Here is a 15,385-nt window from a genome sequence, read left to right on the forward strand (position 1 = left end):
TGCTCCGTTTTTATTACTGCATGACATGGCGTCACCCTAAGTTTTTTTGCGCTTGTACTGTTCGTAAGCCAGTTCTGCCGGTGTTGGTCCTGGCGGCGCTTTTGGCGCTTCCAGCACCCTGCGGATCGGGGGAATGGGAAAACCGCCTGCAACCCGCTTTTCCCAGTGAGCCAACTGCTTTACGGCCAGGGTGCGCAATTCTCCCTCAGTGAGTTTTCGCTCAATGCCTATGCGCTTCAGTGCGATGCAGATGTGATACAGCACCGGGTGACGCCAAGGGAATTTCTCTGCGCAGCTGTAGAGGTAAAACTCGTTACGCCAGCGCTTGTTCTCAGCCATGACATCCTCAACCGTCAGGCCAAACATGCCACCGCTGCATTCGGCGACTATCGATACAAACTCAGCCAGGTCCGGTGGCCAGTGGCTGCCAGCCCGCCATTTGTCTGCAAGCGCAGAGCAGACACGGGTGAGTTGCTCACTCGTCATCGAATTGACCTGGACCGTCCATAGGTCCGATGGTTGATTGCCATTCTTCGCAATCCAGCGTTGGCCGTAGATTTTGATCATCAGTTCCCACAGCTGCCATTCCGGCGGTGGACTGCCCTGTCTGTCGTTCCCACTCCATGAACTGCTCGTAGTACGAGCGCTGATCGCTTGGGTTGTATCGAAATTCCGCATGTTGTGTTACCTCAGTGGTTATTTTCCAATCGTCCTCAAAGTGCCGGGACGGCCCAAAAAATGTTTTTGCCTGCTTGATAAATTCCGTGCCGGACTTGCCTGTAGCCACCACGAAAGCAGAGTAGCGCCTTGTACCATCAAGCATGGACTCGCTTGTCACCCCTTCCCGCAGCCGGGCATTCCAAGCCTTGAGAGCACAGTGCTTGTCAGGGCTTCCTGGTCGCCGGGGGTAAGCCAGCCACACCGTTTCAAAATCCGGTGGGTACTCGTACCGGATGACCCGGCCACCGGCTTCCGGGTCATCCGGCTTTTGATCGGCAGAGCCCCCTCCCTGAAAATCCCCATCGGGTCGCTTGGCGGTTTTTTCGCCATGAGACAATAGGTTTTTATCTTTTAGATCTTTATCTGTATCTGGATCTTTATTCGTTGAACGGTCGTTGCCATCTCGTTCAACGACCGTTGAACGTACGTTATGTCGCAATTGATTTTCTTGCGTTTTTTTTGCCAAGCGTTTCTGTGCAGATATTTTCCCTGCTTCACTGCGCTGAGATTGAGCCCCTTTAACAGAGAGCAAATCACGCTCAATACGCTTGTGAACCCATACATTTCCATCGTCGATAAAAAACTCGTTCAACGACCGTTCAACGTCTGTCCAACGGTCGTTTGAAATCCGCGCTATACCCGCTAGCCTATTTTTTGGCAATGGCTTCCCGGTTTGCCAGTAATTGAATATCAGTAGCAAATATGCGCCGTGTTCCTCCGTTGAAAGATGCATGGTGTCTGCCAGGTAATCGGCAACATAAAACTGCATGTACGGAAGTGCCGCCATTAGCTGTTCCTGGTGTTTCGTGTTTCGGTGATTTTGGTTGCTATATCGCCGACCCTGCTTGGCACTAATGCCGCATATTCAGGATTCAGCTCGCACAGTACCGCCTTGCGGCTGTACGCCGCGGCGACGCCTGCCGTTGTGCCACTACCGCCGAACGGATCGATAACGGCGCCACCTGCCGGACTACCAGCCAAAATGCATGGCTCAACCAGCGCTGGCGGGAACGTAGCGAAATGCGCGCCCTTAAACGGTCGAGTTGCAATCGTCCAAACACTTCGGCGATTACGCAGGTTCGTATCCCACGCTGACTCGTCACGTTCAGCCCTGTGTGTGCCGTACGCTTGGCCCGGTATTGCTTGCCCGCGTTTGCTATCACCACGCTTGAATGAATCTCGCTTGGAACGCGTTCGCTCAGCCCTAACATCACGCGGGTCGACTTTGCTGGAGTGGTTCCAGCCGACACCCGTACCGATTTCACCATTGCCGACCGCCGGTTCCTTGAATGCTTCATGATCGAAGTAATATCGCGGCGATTTGCTGAATAGAAAAACGTACTCGTGTGCTTTTGTGCAGCGATCGCGCACACTCTCCGGCATCGGGTTTGGTTTATGCCAAATGATGTCCTGACGCAGATACCAACCGTCAGCGCGCAAAGCAAAGGCCAACATCCACGGGATGCCAATGAGGTCTTTATGCTTCATTCCTTGTGGTGCTGAACGCCAGCCGGTAACAGCATTTTTCCCCTTCCAAGCACCATCGCTGCGAGCATCCATGAAAGAGCCACCACCACCCCGCCCACCGGTTGCGTATGTATCTCCGATATTCACCCACAGCGTTCCGTCATCGCGCAGCACGCGGCGAACCTCACGGAATACGCCGACCAACTTCTCGATGAATTCTTCCGGTGTCGGTTCCAGCCCGATTTGTCCATCCACGCCGTAATCCCGCAACCCGTAATACGGTGGGCTCGTCACGCAGGTATGGAAGGCCCTTTCGGGCATTTTTCGCATAAGCTCTACGCAATCGCCGACATAGCAGCGGAAGAATTTATCCCAAGGCATAATCACCGACGCCCCATACGGCGCCCAGGAACATGTGGGCGATCCGGCTTGCCCTTCACCCGCTTTAGCGGCTTTGCGTACGTCTTTGCGACCGCAAGGCTGCTGGCGATGGTCGCGTTTGGGTATGCCAGGTAATGATTGGCGCCGTGCACTGCGGCAGAACGCGCGACTTCAACAGAAAATCCATTACTTACCAGTTGATCGCGGATCTGCGCTTCAACTTGTTCTCTTGAAAAGTTAGCCATTGGTTTATGCTCCGATCGTTAAAAACAGCCGCTGAATACTGCAGCGGCACTGGTCATAACTGCAGCCCACCGATCCGGCGGTGCCAGCCTTACCAGCGATTCAATGCCCTCGCGGATTTCTTTCTCCAGCTCACGCAACGGTGCTCCGAGTAATGCCGCCTGTTTGGCGTCCGCGCATTCTTTGATGGCGTCGGCCACCAGTTCAAACTTGGTTTTCCCCTGCTTCAATCCGTATTTTCTGGCTATCTCTATCGGCATCACGTCGGCAATTACCGGCGCCAGCTGCAGGACGTAACCGGCGTACTTCTCAGTACGGTGCGGGTTGTCCAACCAGCGGAAAATGTTCTGTCTGTTGTTACGGTCAGAATTCCCCAATTGGAGGCATTTACCGTCACGTCGAAACCATTCATCGGTGATCAACTTTGCGATAGTTTCCTGTGCCCGGCCCGGCAGCGTGCTCTGCCAATCCTCGACGGCCAGCCGCACCGCCTCGGGTTTGACGCTGGCACGGCGGCGCATGGAAGATTGATTTTCTGAACTCAGGCGCTGGCCACTCGCCCTGATAGCATTTGCAAATGACATGGCTAACTCTCCAGTTTCTGAGGTATACCTGATGTCGGATTGGGATGTATGTCTGGGCGCAATTCGTGCGGTGTTATGCCGGTCAGTGAGTAAATTTTCAAAAGCTGCCCCTCAGGAACACGCCCGGCATACTTTTTTACCCAACGATTTAGGGATGACGGTCTTATCCCTAAGGCAATTGCCAGCTTCCGCTGGTTACCAATAATTTCGATAGCTTTATCAAGTCCGGTCATTTCAGACCTCCATGCAGTTAAGACACAAACAAGTGTTACCCAAAAGCTAACACGTGTCAACTTTGTGATAAATTGAGGGACATTAGCTAGTGGCTTATACTTGCACTATGAAAAATGCAGATGACAAAAGTGATTCACTGATAACGCAACGCCTGGCGGAACTGATGGGAACTAAGCACATATCTAAGGCGGATATGGCCAGAATTGCGGGTATTAGTAGATCTTCGGTAAATGGCTGGTTTAAGAGGGGGAGCATTAGCAAAGAGTCTGCCTCTAAACTCTCCGCAGCGACTGGTGTATCGCTCGCATGGCTGCTTGGCGATGACTCGGCAGAGAGTAGAGACCTCTCACAAGATGAGATGAGATTATTAGATCTCTATCGGAAGTTGCCCGACGCGGAACAAGCAAACATGCTCGCAGCTTTCGAGATGCGCCTCAAAGAGTTAAAAGAATATTATGAGCGATATGTTTTAAAAAAATAAATATTAATCATATAGATATTAGCGTATCCCCCATCAAAAGCCGCTGCCCTAGCGGCTTTTTTGTTGCCTTCAACAAATTTATTCGCTTCCATGAAGTTGACTTGTGTTAGCTTTTAGCTCACACTTATTTCCATCAAGCAGCCGCCAAGGCAGAAACCACACGAAGCAATACCCCGAGTTACTTTGTGTTCTGCTGAGGCTAAGTAGCCAGCCCGAGGCGCAGGAACATGACGGCGACTGTAGAAGTGAAATCAGCAGCAGGTGAAAACGTTCTGACAGCCAGGAAAGACTGGCGAGCATAAACCAATGTTCAACCAATCAGCAGAGGGGTAGCCAATGATCAGCACTACCGTTCCACACAGTGGTAAAGCAACCAACTACCGCAACAAGCGCACCGGCGCTGCATGGGTGGCACATTACGATATCCATTGCCAAGTGTATCGGTTCGAGCCTACCGGCAACCTTCGGGCGATCAAGTCACCGTTTGAATCTCGCAGTATTCCGCCATATTTCGAACCGGCTGGCACCCACTGAAAATGCAACACCAGGGAACGGTCGTATATTCCCGCACGCAGATGTAGGTAATACGACGCCGGAAACGTAACCGGCAACCTAATTATTTTTAATTCAGCTTATTAATTAATCCATGGATCCCCATTACCTAAAATCGGAGTATGACCAATGAGCAAGACTGTTATTTTTAAATTAGAGCAGGTCAGCAATAACATCGCCAAAGTAGTTTCAAACAGCGAAACTGCTGGTTACATCGCATTGCCTGAAAACGAACATCAAAATCAGCAACCTTTCGCCATCACCAACAATGGCAAAGATATTGGCTATGAGCATTGTGAGGTATGTGCGATCGAAGCCGTTATCCGCCGCTTTGAACGCATTCCCCTCTCGGTAGAAATCAACCTCATTACGCCTAAAGAGGCCGGCCGCTCAGTGAGCATCAATGTTGTATCCATTCACTGATTGCTGTGTGAAGTCTTCCCCGCCGTCGCTGGCGGGGCTTTTTGAAGTTATTGAAATGCGTCCTGCGTTTCCTATCTGGGGGCGTAAATTCGCGGGGCGTATTTCAATATCAACCTGATTATCAATGGAGAGTAGATATATGGCTATCGACATTACCATAAAAGTAAAAAGCATTGGCTCAATTGAACAACCCGGATTTCGCTCAGATTTAGAAGTAGAACTTAACTCCGCTGAATTAATAGAGGCTGTCGATGCGAAAGCCATTGTCGGTGAATACGACAAGGACGAATTGCTTGAAGCAATTGGTGAAGAATATATCCAGGAATGGTTAGAGGAACAGGGATTCACAGTTACCAATGGTGACCAATCATGATGTTTTCACCATCTGTTGCAATCGATGCACAAAAGAAGTATTGCGCTGACAATCGCCTACCTTTATTTGCACCTCGTGACGGCATTTGCAATCGCTGCACAAATAATATTTACCGGCAAAAAGTTTCACATGGGTACAAAACGGGCATCTCAGTTGAAGCAGCTGGCACTACGCATGTTCTCGACTGCCCGCATTGCAGCCTCAGTTACTGCAATTAGAAGTAAAAGGCCCGCCAAGGCGGGCCAGTGCCGGTTTAACGTCCCGGCGACGGGTTACCGGGGAACCACCCCCAGCAACCGGAGCATAAACCAATGACCACTATCGCAGTCAATGATCGACTGCATTCTACCTAAATTCAGGAGAACTGCATAATGCAAAATGTTGCCGCCTATCTATACCGGGCAAAACAAAAGTCAGGTAAGCCTCATCTCTATGTTCATTTCGAAGCAAAGTCAGACGACCATGCCGAAACGAAGCGTGATTATCTTTTTATGGAAGCTGGATATTCCAAAGCCGATTATTTTACCCCACTACGCATTAACTTCCCTGTTGTTGACGATCTGCCAGTTGATGGCGCATTCAGTGAGTCATTCTGGTTATCTTGGGCACTTGAAGGAGATTCTGGGCGTACTTGTTTTCCGCGCGACAAAGTTGATCCCTCTGTCGCGATCCCTAAGCTTTACCCCTACATGCTCAAGGCCGACACGGATACACCGGCAAAAACACCGGAGCCGCCAGCTAAAGAAGAGGCCAAGTATTTCGCAAAAGACCTCGACAGACACACGGTAGGCGCTGCCGCATGGCTGCTTGGTCGGGATAGTCGCCAAATGACTGGGGAGCAGTTGAAAGCAGCATCCAAACTTATGATGGATGATTCGCAGCGGTACCCGCAAAATTTTATCATGGCATTATCAAATATTAAGATCTCTGACTGCGCATTTCATGAGGCATCAGTTATAGCTGCTGCCGCGGTGAAATCCATCTGGCCGCCATTCGGCAAAGTGCCGGAATTGGGCAAGATCAGCCAATTTATGGACGAATACCTGAATGCGAAAGTTGATGATCGCCAGTCTGTCATTTCCAAGTGGCAGACGTCGCCCAGAGCCGCAAATAACTCACAGGTAGAATTGCCTCGCACGTCGTCCGGCACACTGGCCGGCACAGGCAATAAACCAGTCTACGGCACGCCAATAGCGTCCTTTAGCGAACTTGAAACAGTCACTTACCTTGCTCACTACCCATCCGATTTTGATATCAGCAGGCCGCCTATCGGCATTGTTAATGCAGTAAAAGAGATGAAAACGCGCAAAGAAAAGTCCCCATTAGCATGGTATGGACCGTTGTCCGAAACTCCCGGCATTCTGGACTTTTCCCGTGAGGCCGTTGGTATGCTTATCCGCAATGCGCCAGAAACCCTCCACCTAACACCTGGCCCACTACGCGACTATATCAATGCGAACCTGATTGAGATTGACGAAAAAACAGCGAAGGTAAAAAACCATGCTCAAACCCAATCGCTGCCGCAGTGCGAGGCAGGCTCACTGGTTGATGAACAGCTTGCGAATGAAACGCTGGCAGGCGCATCAGCAAGTGCTGGCAGCGCGGCGCTGGCGGGCGAAATGACAGCAAGTAATGCCTCAAATGATGGCGAAAAAGAAGAGGTGGACGCCGCTAAGGATCTTGACCCAACAACGCGCAGCGCGTTGCTGCGGCGCGAAATCATGTTCGCCCTGGACGGTAAAACGTCAGTGATGAGTACGGATTATGTCGAGGAGCTTCTCACAAAAGCTGGCGATTTTAATCACGTATATCTCGCCAGGCTATTGGCAAAAGAAATTGAGCCCTGCGATCCTTTCAAGCAGTTGACCAAGGACGATATTTATCACCTCACCTGCGATCTGCTTGAGGCTTGGACCGACGATAAAGAAGAACGCTGCCAACTTATCGATGAACGCGTTGAGTTCTATCTGAAAGAAGCGCGTCAAACGTTGGAACAGGCAGTCGTCACTGGTCAGCATAAAAACGCTGAACTGGCGCGCCCTGATGCCTCAAATGGGGGAGAAAAAACGGAAGTCGCCCAGCAGCAGCCTGCTGGCGAATTGCACGCCATGGGCAGCGGCAAGTTTGATGTATCTGAATTGTTCGCGACATCACCGCTGGCCAGTGTAGATAACTCAGCCCCAGCCGATTTGCGGGAAAATGAGGATCTGACACCCAAGGATGTTCGGGAATTCCTGGATCCGTCAACCAAACCAGCCGATTTGTCAGGAGAATGCGCGCCAGCTGCACAGGAAGTACCGGTCGCCACGACACTGCCATACTTCGAGCCTGGCCGCTACCTCGATATCCCGAACGACGTTTACCACGCGGCGAACGGCATCAGCAGCACCCAAGTTAAAGATGCCCGGATCAGCCTGATGTACTTCCATGGCCGCCACGTCATCAAGTCTATTCAGCGTGAACGCACCGACGCCCTGACATTCGGCTCGCTGGTCCATACGCTGGCACTCGAACCGGATAAACTGGACGCAGAGTTTAGCGTCGAACCGCTGATCCCCGAAGGTGCATTCACTGATACAGCATCAATGCGCGCGTTTATCGACAAGCACAACTCAGCGCTGCCAAAACAGGCCGACGCTGACATGCTTCGGTCGATAATCGAAAAACACAACGCCACACTGCCGGTACCGTATGCCCTGGGTGGTAATGCCGACGAAATAGGACAGTTCTATACCCTGCTGCCAGCCGAATTTCAGCGGATCGGCGAGGAACAGAAGCCTACTGCATCAGCGATGAAAGCCTGCATCAAAGAATTTAATGCCACGCTGCCGGTACCTTTAAAAACGTCGGGATCACGCGACGCTTTACTCGAGCAATTGGAAAGCATCGACCCGGAGTTTGTCGAAGAAGAGCGCGCAATCCCAGCCCCTCTGTCTGTGAGTGGTAGCAAAGAGGAAATGGCTGCGCGCATTAAAACAATTTTGCCAACTGCCATATTCGCCGACGAACTGATCAGTGCCTGGAAAAGTAACAGCGATCAGCGCCAGCCGATCACCCAGGCGCAGATGAAACACGCGAAAGCGATTCAGTATGCCCTCTTATCTCACCCCCTGGCCGGGCTATGGCTGCAACATCCGCAACGTGCGACAGAGGTGAGTTACTTCGGTATTGATGAAAATACAGGGCTCGACGTGCGCATACGCCCCGATCTGGAAGTTGACACTGGCGCGCGGCGGATTGCCATCGACCTGAAAACCGTCAGCCTGCCGTACGTTAAGCAGGATAACCTCCGTCATCGCCTACACCGCGAAATCATTGAGCGCGATTATCACATGAGCGCTGGCATGTATTGCGACGTTGGGATGTTCGATCAGTTCTTCTGGATCTTCGTCAACAAAGAACCAGGTTATCACTGGGTAGCCGTCATCGAAGCCTCCGCCGATGAACTGGCCTTGGGATGCGCCATTTACAAACTGCAGTTGGTGGCAATCCGCAACGCAATGGATACCGGTATCTGGCCGGAGCCAATTACCGAGGTGTTTACTGACACCCTGACTGATTACGAACTTTCACGCCTGAAAGAGCTGAACGGAGAGCCATCATGAGCACTGAAATTATCGAACAGAAGAAAAACGGCATCATCGACAACATATCAATCCTGACTAACGGCGATCTGTTTGATCGCCTGATGAAAATCTCCGAAGTGATGGCGAAGAGTGGCGCTATGGTACCTCAACATTTTCGCGATCAACCCGATGCCTGTATGGCGATCACAATGCAGGCCGCGCGTTGGGGCATGGACCCCTTCGTCGTTGCTCAAAAGACCCATTTAGTTAACGGCACGCTGGGCTATGAGGCCCAGTTGGTAAACGCCATTATCAACAGCATGGCGCCAACTAAAGATCGCATTCACTTTGAATGGTTCGGGTCGTGGGAAAATATCCTTGGCTGTTTTGTCGAGAAGACAGGCAAGAGCGGAAATAAATACACTGCCCCTGGCTGGTCTCTGGCGGATGAAAAAGGCGTTGGCGTCCGTGCCTGGGCTACGTTAAAGGGCGAAGACGAGCCGCGCGAGTTGCTGCTTTATTTGTCTCAGGCTCAGGTTCGTAACTCAACCTTGTGGGCTAGCGACCCCCGTCAACAGTTGGCATATTTGGCCATTAAACGTTGGGCGCGTCTGTATTGCCCGGATGTGATACTGGGTATCTATTCTGACGACGAACTGCTTGAGCCAACTCCACGCACCGAGAAAGATATCACCCCGGCGACAGCGACTGTTTCAGAACTGGCAAGCGCGCCAGCAGTCGAACTGGATGAAAGTAAGGCAACGGAACTTGCTGACGCCCTTAGCGCCGCGCTGGATGAGGCAAGCACTCAGGAGGAAGCAACCGCCATTGAGCAGCGGATAGCCAAGCACAAAGATGCGCTAGGCAGCTCTCTGCTATTCAGTCTTCGTGGTAAAGCCCAGAAGAAGCGTAGCGGCTTTAAGGCGGTGATAGAGATTGATGCTGCACTCAGCGCCCTGGACGGCAGCGATAGCCAGAAATTTCAGCAATTGGAAACGCTGGTAGCGAACCGGAAAAACACCTTGCCGCCAGTAGACTATGAACGCTTCACCGTGGCACTGAACGACCTGCGACCGGAGTACCAGCAATGATCGACATCCTGATCGGTTTCGTCCTGTTGGTCAGTCCATGCAGTCACGATGCATGCGACGCGATACCGGTATCCGAACGGGTGTACTCAAGCAAAACTGAATGCGAACAGGTGAAAGAAGCCATTCAGTTTCGTCGGCCACACGCCGTATTGTTTTGCAGCGAAGTATATAGATCTGAAAATTGATTTTTGAAAATCAAAACACAACCCTGACCACGATTAAGATCGTGGTCGGTTGTGTGTAGGAGCATAACCAATGGCACGCACTCAAATATTAATGGAGTGGGCAATAGATGAGTTTGGGAAAGAAAATTGCCCTAGTTATTCAACGCTTCTTTTGTATGCAAAAAATAAAATGATATACCCGCCTCCTCAAAAAGCTGGGCGCTATTGGCGCGTAGAGAAAGGGGCAAGATTTACCGGGTTAGTCTGCCAGCCAGAGATGAAAAAAAGCGACGATCCCCGCCTATTGAGGATTTTATCTGATGGCAAGACCACGTAAATACAACATCGATGTTCCTGGTCTTTCCTGCTATACGGACGCCAGAACAAAAAAAGTGTACTGGCGTTACAAACACCCTATTACTAAAAAATTTCATGGGTTAGGTGATAACGAAGAAGAGGCAGCAGCAATAGCAAAAGACGCCAACACCAGGTTATCCGAGCAGTTGCTGCGTAACACACTCGCCGTTCGTGACAAGTTGAGCCGCGCCGTTGGCGGCAGTATAAGCGTTTCAACGTGGCTCGATCGTTACCTTAAAATCCAAGAAGAGAGGATGCAGGCAAACGAAATCACAAAAAATACCGTGAAGCAGAAGCTTGCCCCAGTCAAAGCAATGCGGGCAGCATTGGCAACAAAACCGATCCGAGAAGTTGATACACGAGATATTGCTGACATTCTGGACGATTACAAAAATCGGGGCCATTCAAGAATGGCTCAGGTAGTACGCACGACACTGATCGATGTATTCAAGGAGGCTCAGCACGCTGGTGAAGTCCCGCCAGGCTACAACCCTGCGGAAGCTACTAAGAACCCGTATAACAGGATAGACCGGGAACGGATGATCCTGGAGGAGTTCAACGTAATGCTGGCAGTGATCGCACCACCATTTGAGTACATGAAAAACGCAATGTTGTTGGCGCTCGTTACAGGTCAGCGCGTGGGTGACATCAGCAAGATGCAGTTTTCCGACATCTGGGATGATCACTTGCATGTTGAGCAGATAAAAACCGGTGCGAAGGTGGCAATCCCGCTATCTCTTCACTGTGCCGCCATTGGCATAACGTTGGGCCAAGTGATCGCACAATGTCGCGATAATATCGTCAGCCCACATCTAGTTCACTATACGCACAATACGGCGATGGCCCGCCGTGGTGGAATGGTCACGGCCAATACGATAAGTAGCAGCTTCAAAAAAATACGGGATCTGTCTGGCTTGGTTTGGGATAAGGGCACTCCACCCAGTTTTCACGAAATCCGCTCGCTTGCGGAACGTCTGTACAGGGAGCAAAAAGTGAATACCAAGGATTTGTTGGGGCATAAATCCCAACGTCAAACCGACCGTTACAATGATGATCGAGGGAAAGATTGGAAGGTTGTACAGGGTATTTAGTCCATTCCCCGTGCTTTTAGCACAGAAGTCCTGAGAACCCAGATTGCTACTTTATGAACACCTGCGACAACAAGAACAGCAGTCGCAGGTGACAATTAACGAATGTTTTTCTTACTAAAAATATCAACAACTTTAGTTGGAGAGGAATTATCTTTATGCGTACCTAAAATATTCTTAAGTTTAATTCTTGACTCCATATCTAGAATGGCAGTATCAGTGAGGAACCCTTTGGGTAAGGAAAAAATATCCTCAACATCAGTACGAGCCATACTTAAACCTTCAAGTAAACTTGATTTGGAAAATATATTTGAATCCAACAACAAATTAACACAACGTGGCAATAAGCGCGCAGACTCAGGCCTTCTCAAATCATCTAAAGGTTCCCCTTTTCGCCAACCTCTCGCAGACACGCCCTTGTATAGTCGTTGATACTCAAGAGGGGAAATTAACTCCAGAGAATTAGCTCTGTGAATCATAGCTTGAGCAGACATTCCCCAACGGGTTTTAAGAGAAAGAAAGTTTTCTAATGTCGGGTATGGTGGTAACTCAACAGAAAATGCTTCCTCTGGTAACATTAAACAAGCCGCAAACTTATTAGCTTGTTCTTCAATAGGTTTAAAATTTATGCTGTCTAGTCGTTTGACATATCTATGAAGCACAATATGCCCTAGCTCATGAGCCACATCAAATCGACTTCTATAATAGTTATCTTTGTCCGTGGCTAAAATTATATATGGCCTGTTCTCTGACTCATTCCATTGAGAATAACCATCCATTACTGCGCTTCCCTGCTCAAAGCGAGAACAGATAACACCAGCATTCTCAACAAGCAATAGTAGATCTGAAATTGGACCAATGCCTAGTCCCCAAGTATCACGGCATTTAGAAGCCATAACCTCAATCATTCCATCATCAATGGCACGGTAGTCATCGACCTTTAAATGAGGAATGTTGACTTCAGGGTAATCAAGGTATTCTTGTAAGAAACCTGATGCCTCCTGTAACCACTCCATGTATCTTTCAGAAGCATTACAAAGATCTTTTGCAGTGCTGGCCATCGTTCTGAAAAAAACTGGATTATTTTCCTTTTTCAATACTGGCTTGGTAAACCAGGGTAACGGGCAGTTTAAAACCTTCCCCATCACAGCCAAAATCTCAGCGTCAGGAGAATGACTACCATTCTCCCATTTGGTAATAGTCGAGGGAGAGCGTTCAACCAAGCGACCTAGGTTGATTTTAGATAATCCTCTCGCCTCTCGAATTTGAGTCAATCTATCAGGTTGAAAGCCAGATATACCCACTCTCATATAATCACCACATTAACCTTCTTGATCTTTGAGTCGCTTCTTTAGCAAAGGAATAGCCATATCAGGAACAATGACATTTCTTTCTACATTATAAAGTTCCAGAACATCAGTTATAGAATGATTGTAATGAAACCCTTTCATGTTCGTAAAAGGAACGACAACCCTTATATCAAGCATTCGATCTTGGTCCAAAGACAAAGGTGGGTTCACGTTCAACACCAATACCCCCAGAGAACCAAAGGATTTCGAATACTCACTTTTATTGCTTACATTGAAAAAATCTGGCGTATACCCTTCATAATCAGCATTAAGCTCTGCGATTAGTGAACGATGCTTGGCAGTACGAATCATGCTTTCATCGTGATTAATCCCGATGCGGCTAACTTTTACACCATTAGAACTAACGATAATGTAATTTTCACCTTTAGGCTTGGTTTCAGCATCAAATACTTCGTAACCAGCTGATACAGCCGCTCTCCGGAAAGCCGCATTCAAGCCATAATGCCTTGCCTGTGGGCGAAAGCGAACTTGTTCAGGACGCTCAAGCTTCATCACATTCCCCACCACAACAGAATGAGCTGCCTCGTATCCTGTAGCCAGACTGTCTTGTATGTTCAACCAAAAATCTCGCTTGAAAGCATTGGTTAAAACATCACTGATTTGCTTCTGAACGTCTTCCATACTCATTTAGATACCCTGATTGCGTTAAGCAGATTTTATCTTAGTTTTTTTTCGTTTTGATAGCAAGTAACTCATCTTGCATTCTAAGAATTTATATGGTGGTAGATATCCTTTTATAGCGATAGCTAACTAGGAGAAGGCCGTCAGGTACTGGAATTAGTTTATTTTACATACAGTTTTGCAGAAGAGTTTTGCAGGAGTTTTGCAGAAGAATTTTTGGAGGGGAAAAAACAGACGGGAGCCATAAGCTCCCGTTATCATTCAACGCCAAAACACACTTACATGTGTTTAACGATGGCGTCGACAAACTCGCTACATTTCAGTAGTTTAGCACCTTCCATCAGGCGTTCGAAGTCGTAAGTCACGGTCTTGGCAGCGATAGCGCCTTCCATGCCCTTAACGATCAGGTCAGCAGCTTCGAACCAGCCCATATGACGCAGCATCATCTCAGCGGACAGGATGATGGAACCTGGGTTCACTTTGTCCTGGCCAGCATACTTAGGTGCAGTACCGTGGGTAGCTTCAAACAGCGCACAATCGGAACCGATGTTGGCACCAGGGGCGATACCGATACCACCAACCTGAGCGGCCAGGGCGTCGGAGATGTAGTCACCGTTCAGGTTCATACAGGCGATCACGTCGTATTCTGCCGGGCGCAGCAGGATTTGCTGCAGGAAGGCGTCGGCGATTACGTCTTTAACCACGATCTCTTTACCGGTGTTCGGGTTCTTGATTTTCAGCCATGGGCCGCCGTCGATCAGTTCACCACCGAACTCTTCACGTGCCAGTTCGTAGCCCCAATCCTTGAAGGCACCTTCGGTGAACTTCATGATGTTGCCTTTGTGAACCAGCGTCACAGAATCACGATCGTTGGTGATCGCATATTCGATGGCCGCACGAACCAGGCGTTTGGTGCCTTCTTCGGAACAAGGCTTAACGCCAATACCGCACTGCTCTGGGAAACGGATCTTCTTCACGCCCATTTCGTCACGCAGGAATTTGATCACTTTGTCCGCTTCTGCAGAACCCGCTTTCCATTCGATACCGGCGTAGATGTCTTCGGCGTTTTCACGGAAGATCACCATATCGGTCAGCTCTGGCTGCTTAACCGGGCTTGGTGTGCCCTGGTAATAACGCACCGGACGCAGACACACGTACAGATCGAGTTGCTGGCGCAGTGCCACGTTCAGAGAACGAATACCGCCACCCACTGGCGTAGTCAGTGGGCCTTTGATCGCTACGCGGTAGTCACGAATGAGTTCCAGAGTTTCTTCCGGCAGCCACACGTCTTTCCCGTAAACGTGGGTGGATTTTTCACCGGTATAGATTTCCATCCAGGAGATTTTACGTTCGCCGTGGTAGGCCTTTTTAACCGCTGCATCCACCACGTGGATCATGGCAGGAGTAACGTCAACGCCAATACCGTCACCTTCGATGAACGGGATGATAGGGTTATGCGGAACAACCAGTTTACCCTGGGCATCAACCGTAATCTTTTTACCTTCTGCCGGAACAACTACTTTGCTTTCCATCAACCTCTCCTTTCTGTCTTCAAGCGCAATTTTTGTTAATGCTTTGTAAGATGCGTGTCAATACTACTTGAATATTCAGCTCGCGCCAATCCGAAACGGATTAGGCTATAATGCGCTTATCATTCGAAATCTCAAAGA

18 protein-coding genes are annotated in these 15,385 nt (G+C 49.5%); 9 read left to right on the forward strand and 9 right to left on the reverse strand.

From position 1 onward, the window contains the following. Positions 1-36: 36 nt before the first annotated feature. The 6 genes from ACMV5I_RS02320 to ACMV5I_RS02345 are packed head-to-tail and all read right to left on the reverse strand — an operon-like array spanning position 37 to position 3,628. Positions 37-486 (reverse strand): replication protein P, encoded by a 450-nt coding sequence (locus tag ACMV5I_RS02320; protein ID WP_414823574.1) that lies wholly within the window; start codon positions 484-486, stop codon positions 37-39. Further along, positions 476-1,507 carry a YdaU family protein gene (locus ACMV5I_RS02325; RefSeq protein ID WP_414823575.1) on the reverse strand — a complete coding sequence of 344 codons (1,032 nt, stop codon included), beginning with the start codon at positions 1,505-1,507 and terminating at the stop codon, positions 476-478. The genes ACMV5I_RS02320 and ACMV5I_RS02325 overlap by 11 nt, the downstream gene beginning before the upstream one ends. Then, a complete protein-coding gene (locus tag ACMV5I_RS02330) occupies positions 1,507-2,568 on the reverse strand; it encodes a DNA-methyltransferase (protein ID WP_414823709.1) in 1,062 nt (353 codons plus the stop codon). The genes ACMV5I_RS02325 and ACMV5I_RS02330 overlap by 1 nt, the downstream gene beginning before the upstream one ends. Positions 2,569-2,570: 2 nt before the next feature. Beyond that, positions 2,571-2,813 carry a hypothetical protein gene (locus ACMV5I_RS02335; RefSeq protein WP_074032482.1) on the reverse strand — a complete coding sequence of 81 codons (243 nt, stop codon included), beginning with the start codon at positions 2,811-2,813 and terminating at the stop codon, positions 2,571-2,573. 18 nt (positions 2,814-2,831) lie between these two features. Next, the gene (locus ACMV5I_RS02340; protein WP_414823576.1) at positions 2,832-3,395 is read right to left on the reverse strand and encodes a toxin YdaT family protein; all 564 of its coding nucleotides are present in this window, start codon (positions 3,393-3,395) and stop codon (positions 2,832-2,834) included. Positions 3,396-3,397: 2 nt separating this feature from the next. Next, the gene (locus ACMV5I_RS02345) at positions 3,398-3,628 is read right to left on the reverse strand and encodes a transcriptional regulator (RefSeq protein ID WP_308870278.1); all 231 of its coding nucleotides are present in this window, start codon (positions 3,626-3,628) and stop codon (positions 3,398-3,400) included. A 107-nt stretch (positions 3,629-3,735) separates the two neighbouring features. On the opposite strand from ACMV5I_RS02345, the gene ACMV5I_RS02350 reads away from it, so the two are divergent. From ACMV5I_RS02350 to ACMV5I_RS02390, 9 genes are all read left to right on the forward strand, one after another. Then, on the forward strand, positions 3,736-4,110 hold the full coding sequence (locus tag ACMV5I_RS02350) for a helix-turn-helix transcriptional regulator (protein WP_308870277.1): 375 nt from the start codon (positions 3,736-3,738) through the stop codon (positions 4,108-4,110). 336 nt (positions 4,111-4,446) lie between these two features. Further along, positions 4,447-4,644, forward strand: coding sequence for a hypothetical protein (locus ACMV5I_RS02355; RefSeq protein ID WP_081375925.1), 198 nt, complete (start codon positions 4,447-4,449; stop codon positions 4,642-4,644). 147 nt (positions 4,645-4,791) lie between these two features. Continuing rightward, positions 4,792-5,085 carry a hypothetical protein gene (locus ACMV5I_RS02360; RefSeq protein ID WP_414823577.1) on the forward strand — a complete coding sequence of 98 codons (294 nt, stop codon included), beginning with the start codon at positions 4,792-4,794 and terminating at the stop codon, positions 5,083-5,085. 139 nt (positions 5,086-5,224) lie between these two features. Further along, the gene (locus ACMV5I_RS02365; protein ID WP_414823578.1) at positions 5,225-5,458 is read left to right on the forward strand and encodes a hypothetical protein; all 234 of its coding nucleotides are present in this window, start codon (positions 5,225-5,227) and stop codon (positions 5,456-5,458) included. A 371-nt stretch (positions 5,459-5,829) separates the two neighbouring features. After that, a complete protein-coding gene (locus tag ACMV5I_RS02370) occupies positions 5,830-9,063 on the forward strand; it encodes a RecE family exodeoxyribonuclease (protein ID WP_414823579.1) in 3,234 nt (1,077 codons plus the stop codon). Further along, positions 9,060-10,115, forward strand: coding sequence for a RecT family recombinase (locus ACMV5I_RS02375; RefSeq protein ID WP_414823580.1), 1,056 nt, complete (start codon positions 9,060-9,062; stop codon positions 10,113-10,115). Before ACMV5I_RS02370 ends, ACMV5I_RS02375 begins: the two co-directional genes overlap by 4 nt. Positions 10,116-10,120: 5 nt before the next feature. Next, positions 10,121-10,300 (forward strand): hypothetical protein, encoded by a 180-nt coding sequence (locus tag ACMV5I_RS02380; RefSeq protein WP_414823710.1) that lies wholly within the window; start codon positions 10,121-10,123, stop codon positions 10,298-10,300. A gap of 70 nt (positions 10,301-10,370) precedes the next feature. Next, the gene (locus ACMV5I_RS02385; RefSeq protein ID WP_074032141.1) at positions 10,371-10,616 is read left to right on the forward strand and encodes an excisionase; all 246 of its coding nucleotides are present in this window, start codon (positions 10,371-10,373) and stop codon (positions 10,614-10,616) included. After that, entirely contained in the window at positions 10,597-11,727 is a 1,131-nt protein-coding gene (locus ACMV5I_RS02390; protein ID WP_414823711.1) for a phage integrase Arm DNA-binding domain-containing protein, read from the forward strand. The genes ACMV5I_RS02385 and ACMV5I_RS02390 overlap by 20 nt, the downstream gene beginning before the upstream one ends. 95 nt (positions 11,728-11,822) lie before the next feature. On the opposite strand, the gene ACMV5I_RS02395 is transcribed toward ACMV5I_RS02390, so the two are convergent. The 3 genes from ACMV5I_RS02395 to icd form a co-directional block, all read right to left on the reverse strand. Next, positions 11,823-13,034 carry an XRE family transcriptional regulator gene (locus tag ACMV5I_RS02395; RefSeq protein WP_414823581.1) on the reverse strand — a complete coding sequence of 404 codons (1,212 nt, stop codon included), beginning with the start codon at positions 13,032-13,034 and terminating at the stop codon, positions 11,823-11,825. A gap of 12 nt (positions 13,035-13,046) precedes the next feature. Continuing rightward, on the reverse strand, positions 13,047-13,721 hold the full coding sequence (locus tag ACMV5I_RS02400) for a hypothetical protein (RefSeq protein WP_414823582.1): 675 nt from the start codon (positions 13,719-13,721) through the stop codon (positions 13,047-13,049). A gap of 272 nt (positions 13,722-13,993) precedes the next feature. Further along, positions 13,994-15,247 (reverse strand): NADP-dependent isocitrate dehydrogenase, encoded by a 1,254-nt coding sequence (gene icd, locus ACMV5I_RS02405; protein ID WP_414823583.1) that lies wholly within the window; start codon positions 15,245-15,247, stop codon positions 13,994-13,996. Between the last annotated feature and the right edge of the window lie 138 nt (positions 15,248-15,385).

Origin of the sequence: Serratia sp. T13T92 (assembly GCF_047530105.1) — a bacterium.
Taxonomy (GTDB): domain Bacteria; phylum Pseudomonadota; class Gammaproteobacteria; order Enterobacterales; family Enterobacteriaceae; genus Chania; species Chania fonticola.

Coding starts and splice junctions, on each gene's coding strand:
- ACMV5I_RS02320 (WP_414823574.1), bottom strand. CDS start 486: ATGACGAGTGAGCAACTCACCCGTGTCTGCTCTGCGCTTGCAGACAAA.
- ACMV5I_RS02325 (WP_414823575.1), bottom strand. CDS start 1,507: ATGGCGGCACTTCCGTACATGCAGTTTTATGTTGCCGATTACCTGGCA.
- ACMV5I_RS02330 (WP_414823709.1), bottom strand. CDS start 2,568: ATGCCTTGGGATAAATTCTTCCGCTGCTATGTCGGCGATTGCGTAGAG.
- ACMV5I_RS02335 (WP_074032482.1), bottom strand. CDS start 2,813: ATGGCTAACTTTTCAAGAGAACAAGTTGAAGCGCAGATCCGCGATCAA.
- ACMV5I_RS02340 (WP_414823576.1), bottom strand. CDS start 3,395: ATGTCATTTGCAAATGCTATCAGGGCGAGTGGCCAGCGCCTGAGTTCA.
- ACMV5I_RS02345 (WP_308870278.1), bottom strand. CDS start 3,628: ATGACCGGACTTGATAAAGCTATCGAAATTATTGGTAACCAGCGGAAG.
- ACMV5I_RS02350 (WP_308870277.1), top strand. CDS start 3,736: ATGAAAAATGCAGATGACAAAAGTGATTCACTGATAACGCAACGCCTG.
- ACMV5I_RS02355 (WP_081375925.1), top strand. CDS start 4,447: ATGATCAGCACTACCGTTCCACACAGTGGTAAAGCAACCAACTACCGC.
- ACMV5I_RS02360 (WP_414823577.1), top strand. CDS start 4,792: ATGAGCAAGACTGTTATTTTTAAATTAGAGCAGGTCAGCAATAACATC.
- ACMV5I_RS02365 (WP_414823578.1), top strand. CDS start 5,225: ATGGCTATCGACATTACCATAAAAGTAAAAAGCATTGGCTCAATTGAA.
- ACMV5I_RS02370 (WP_414823579.1), top strand. CDS start 5,830: ATGCAAAATGTTGCCGCCTATCTATACCGGGCAAAACAAAAGTCAGGT.
- ACMV5I_RS02375 (WP_414823580.1), top strand. CDS start 9,060: ATGAGCACTGAAATTATCGAACAGAAGAAAAACGGCATCATCGACAAC.
- ACMV5I_RS02385 (WP_074032141.1), top strand. CDS start 10,371: ATGGCACGCACTCAAATATTAATGGAGTGGGCAATAGATGAGTTTGGG.
- ACMV5I_RS02395 (WP_414823581.1), bottom strand. CDS start 13,034: ATGAGAGTGGGTATATCTGGCTTTCAACCTGATAGATTGACTCAAATT.
- ACMV5I_RS02400 (WP_414823582.1), bottom strand. CDS start 13,721: ATGAGTATGGAAGACGTTCAGAAGCAAATCAGTGATGTTTTAACCAAT.
- icd (WP_414823583.1), bottom strand. CDS start 15,247: ATGGAAAGCAAAGTAGTTGTTCCGGCAGAAGGTAAAAAGATTACGGTT.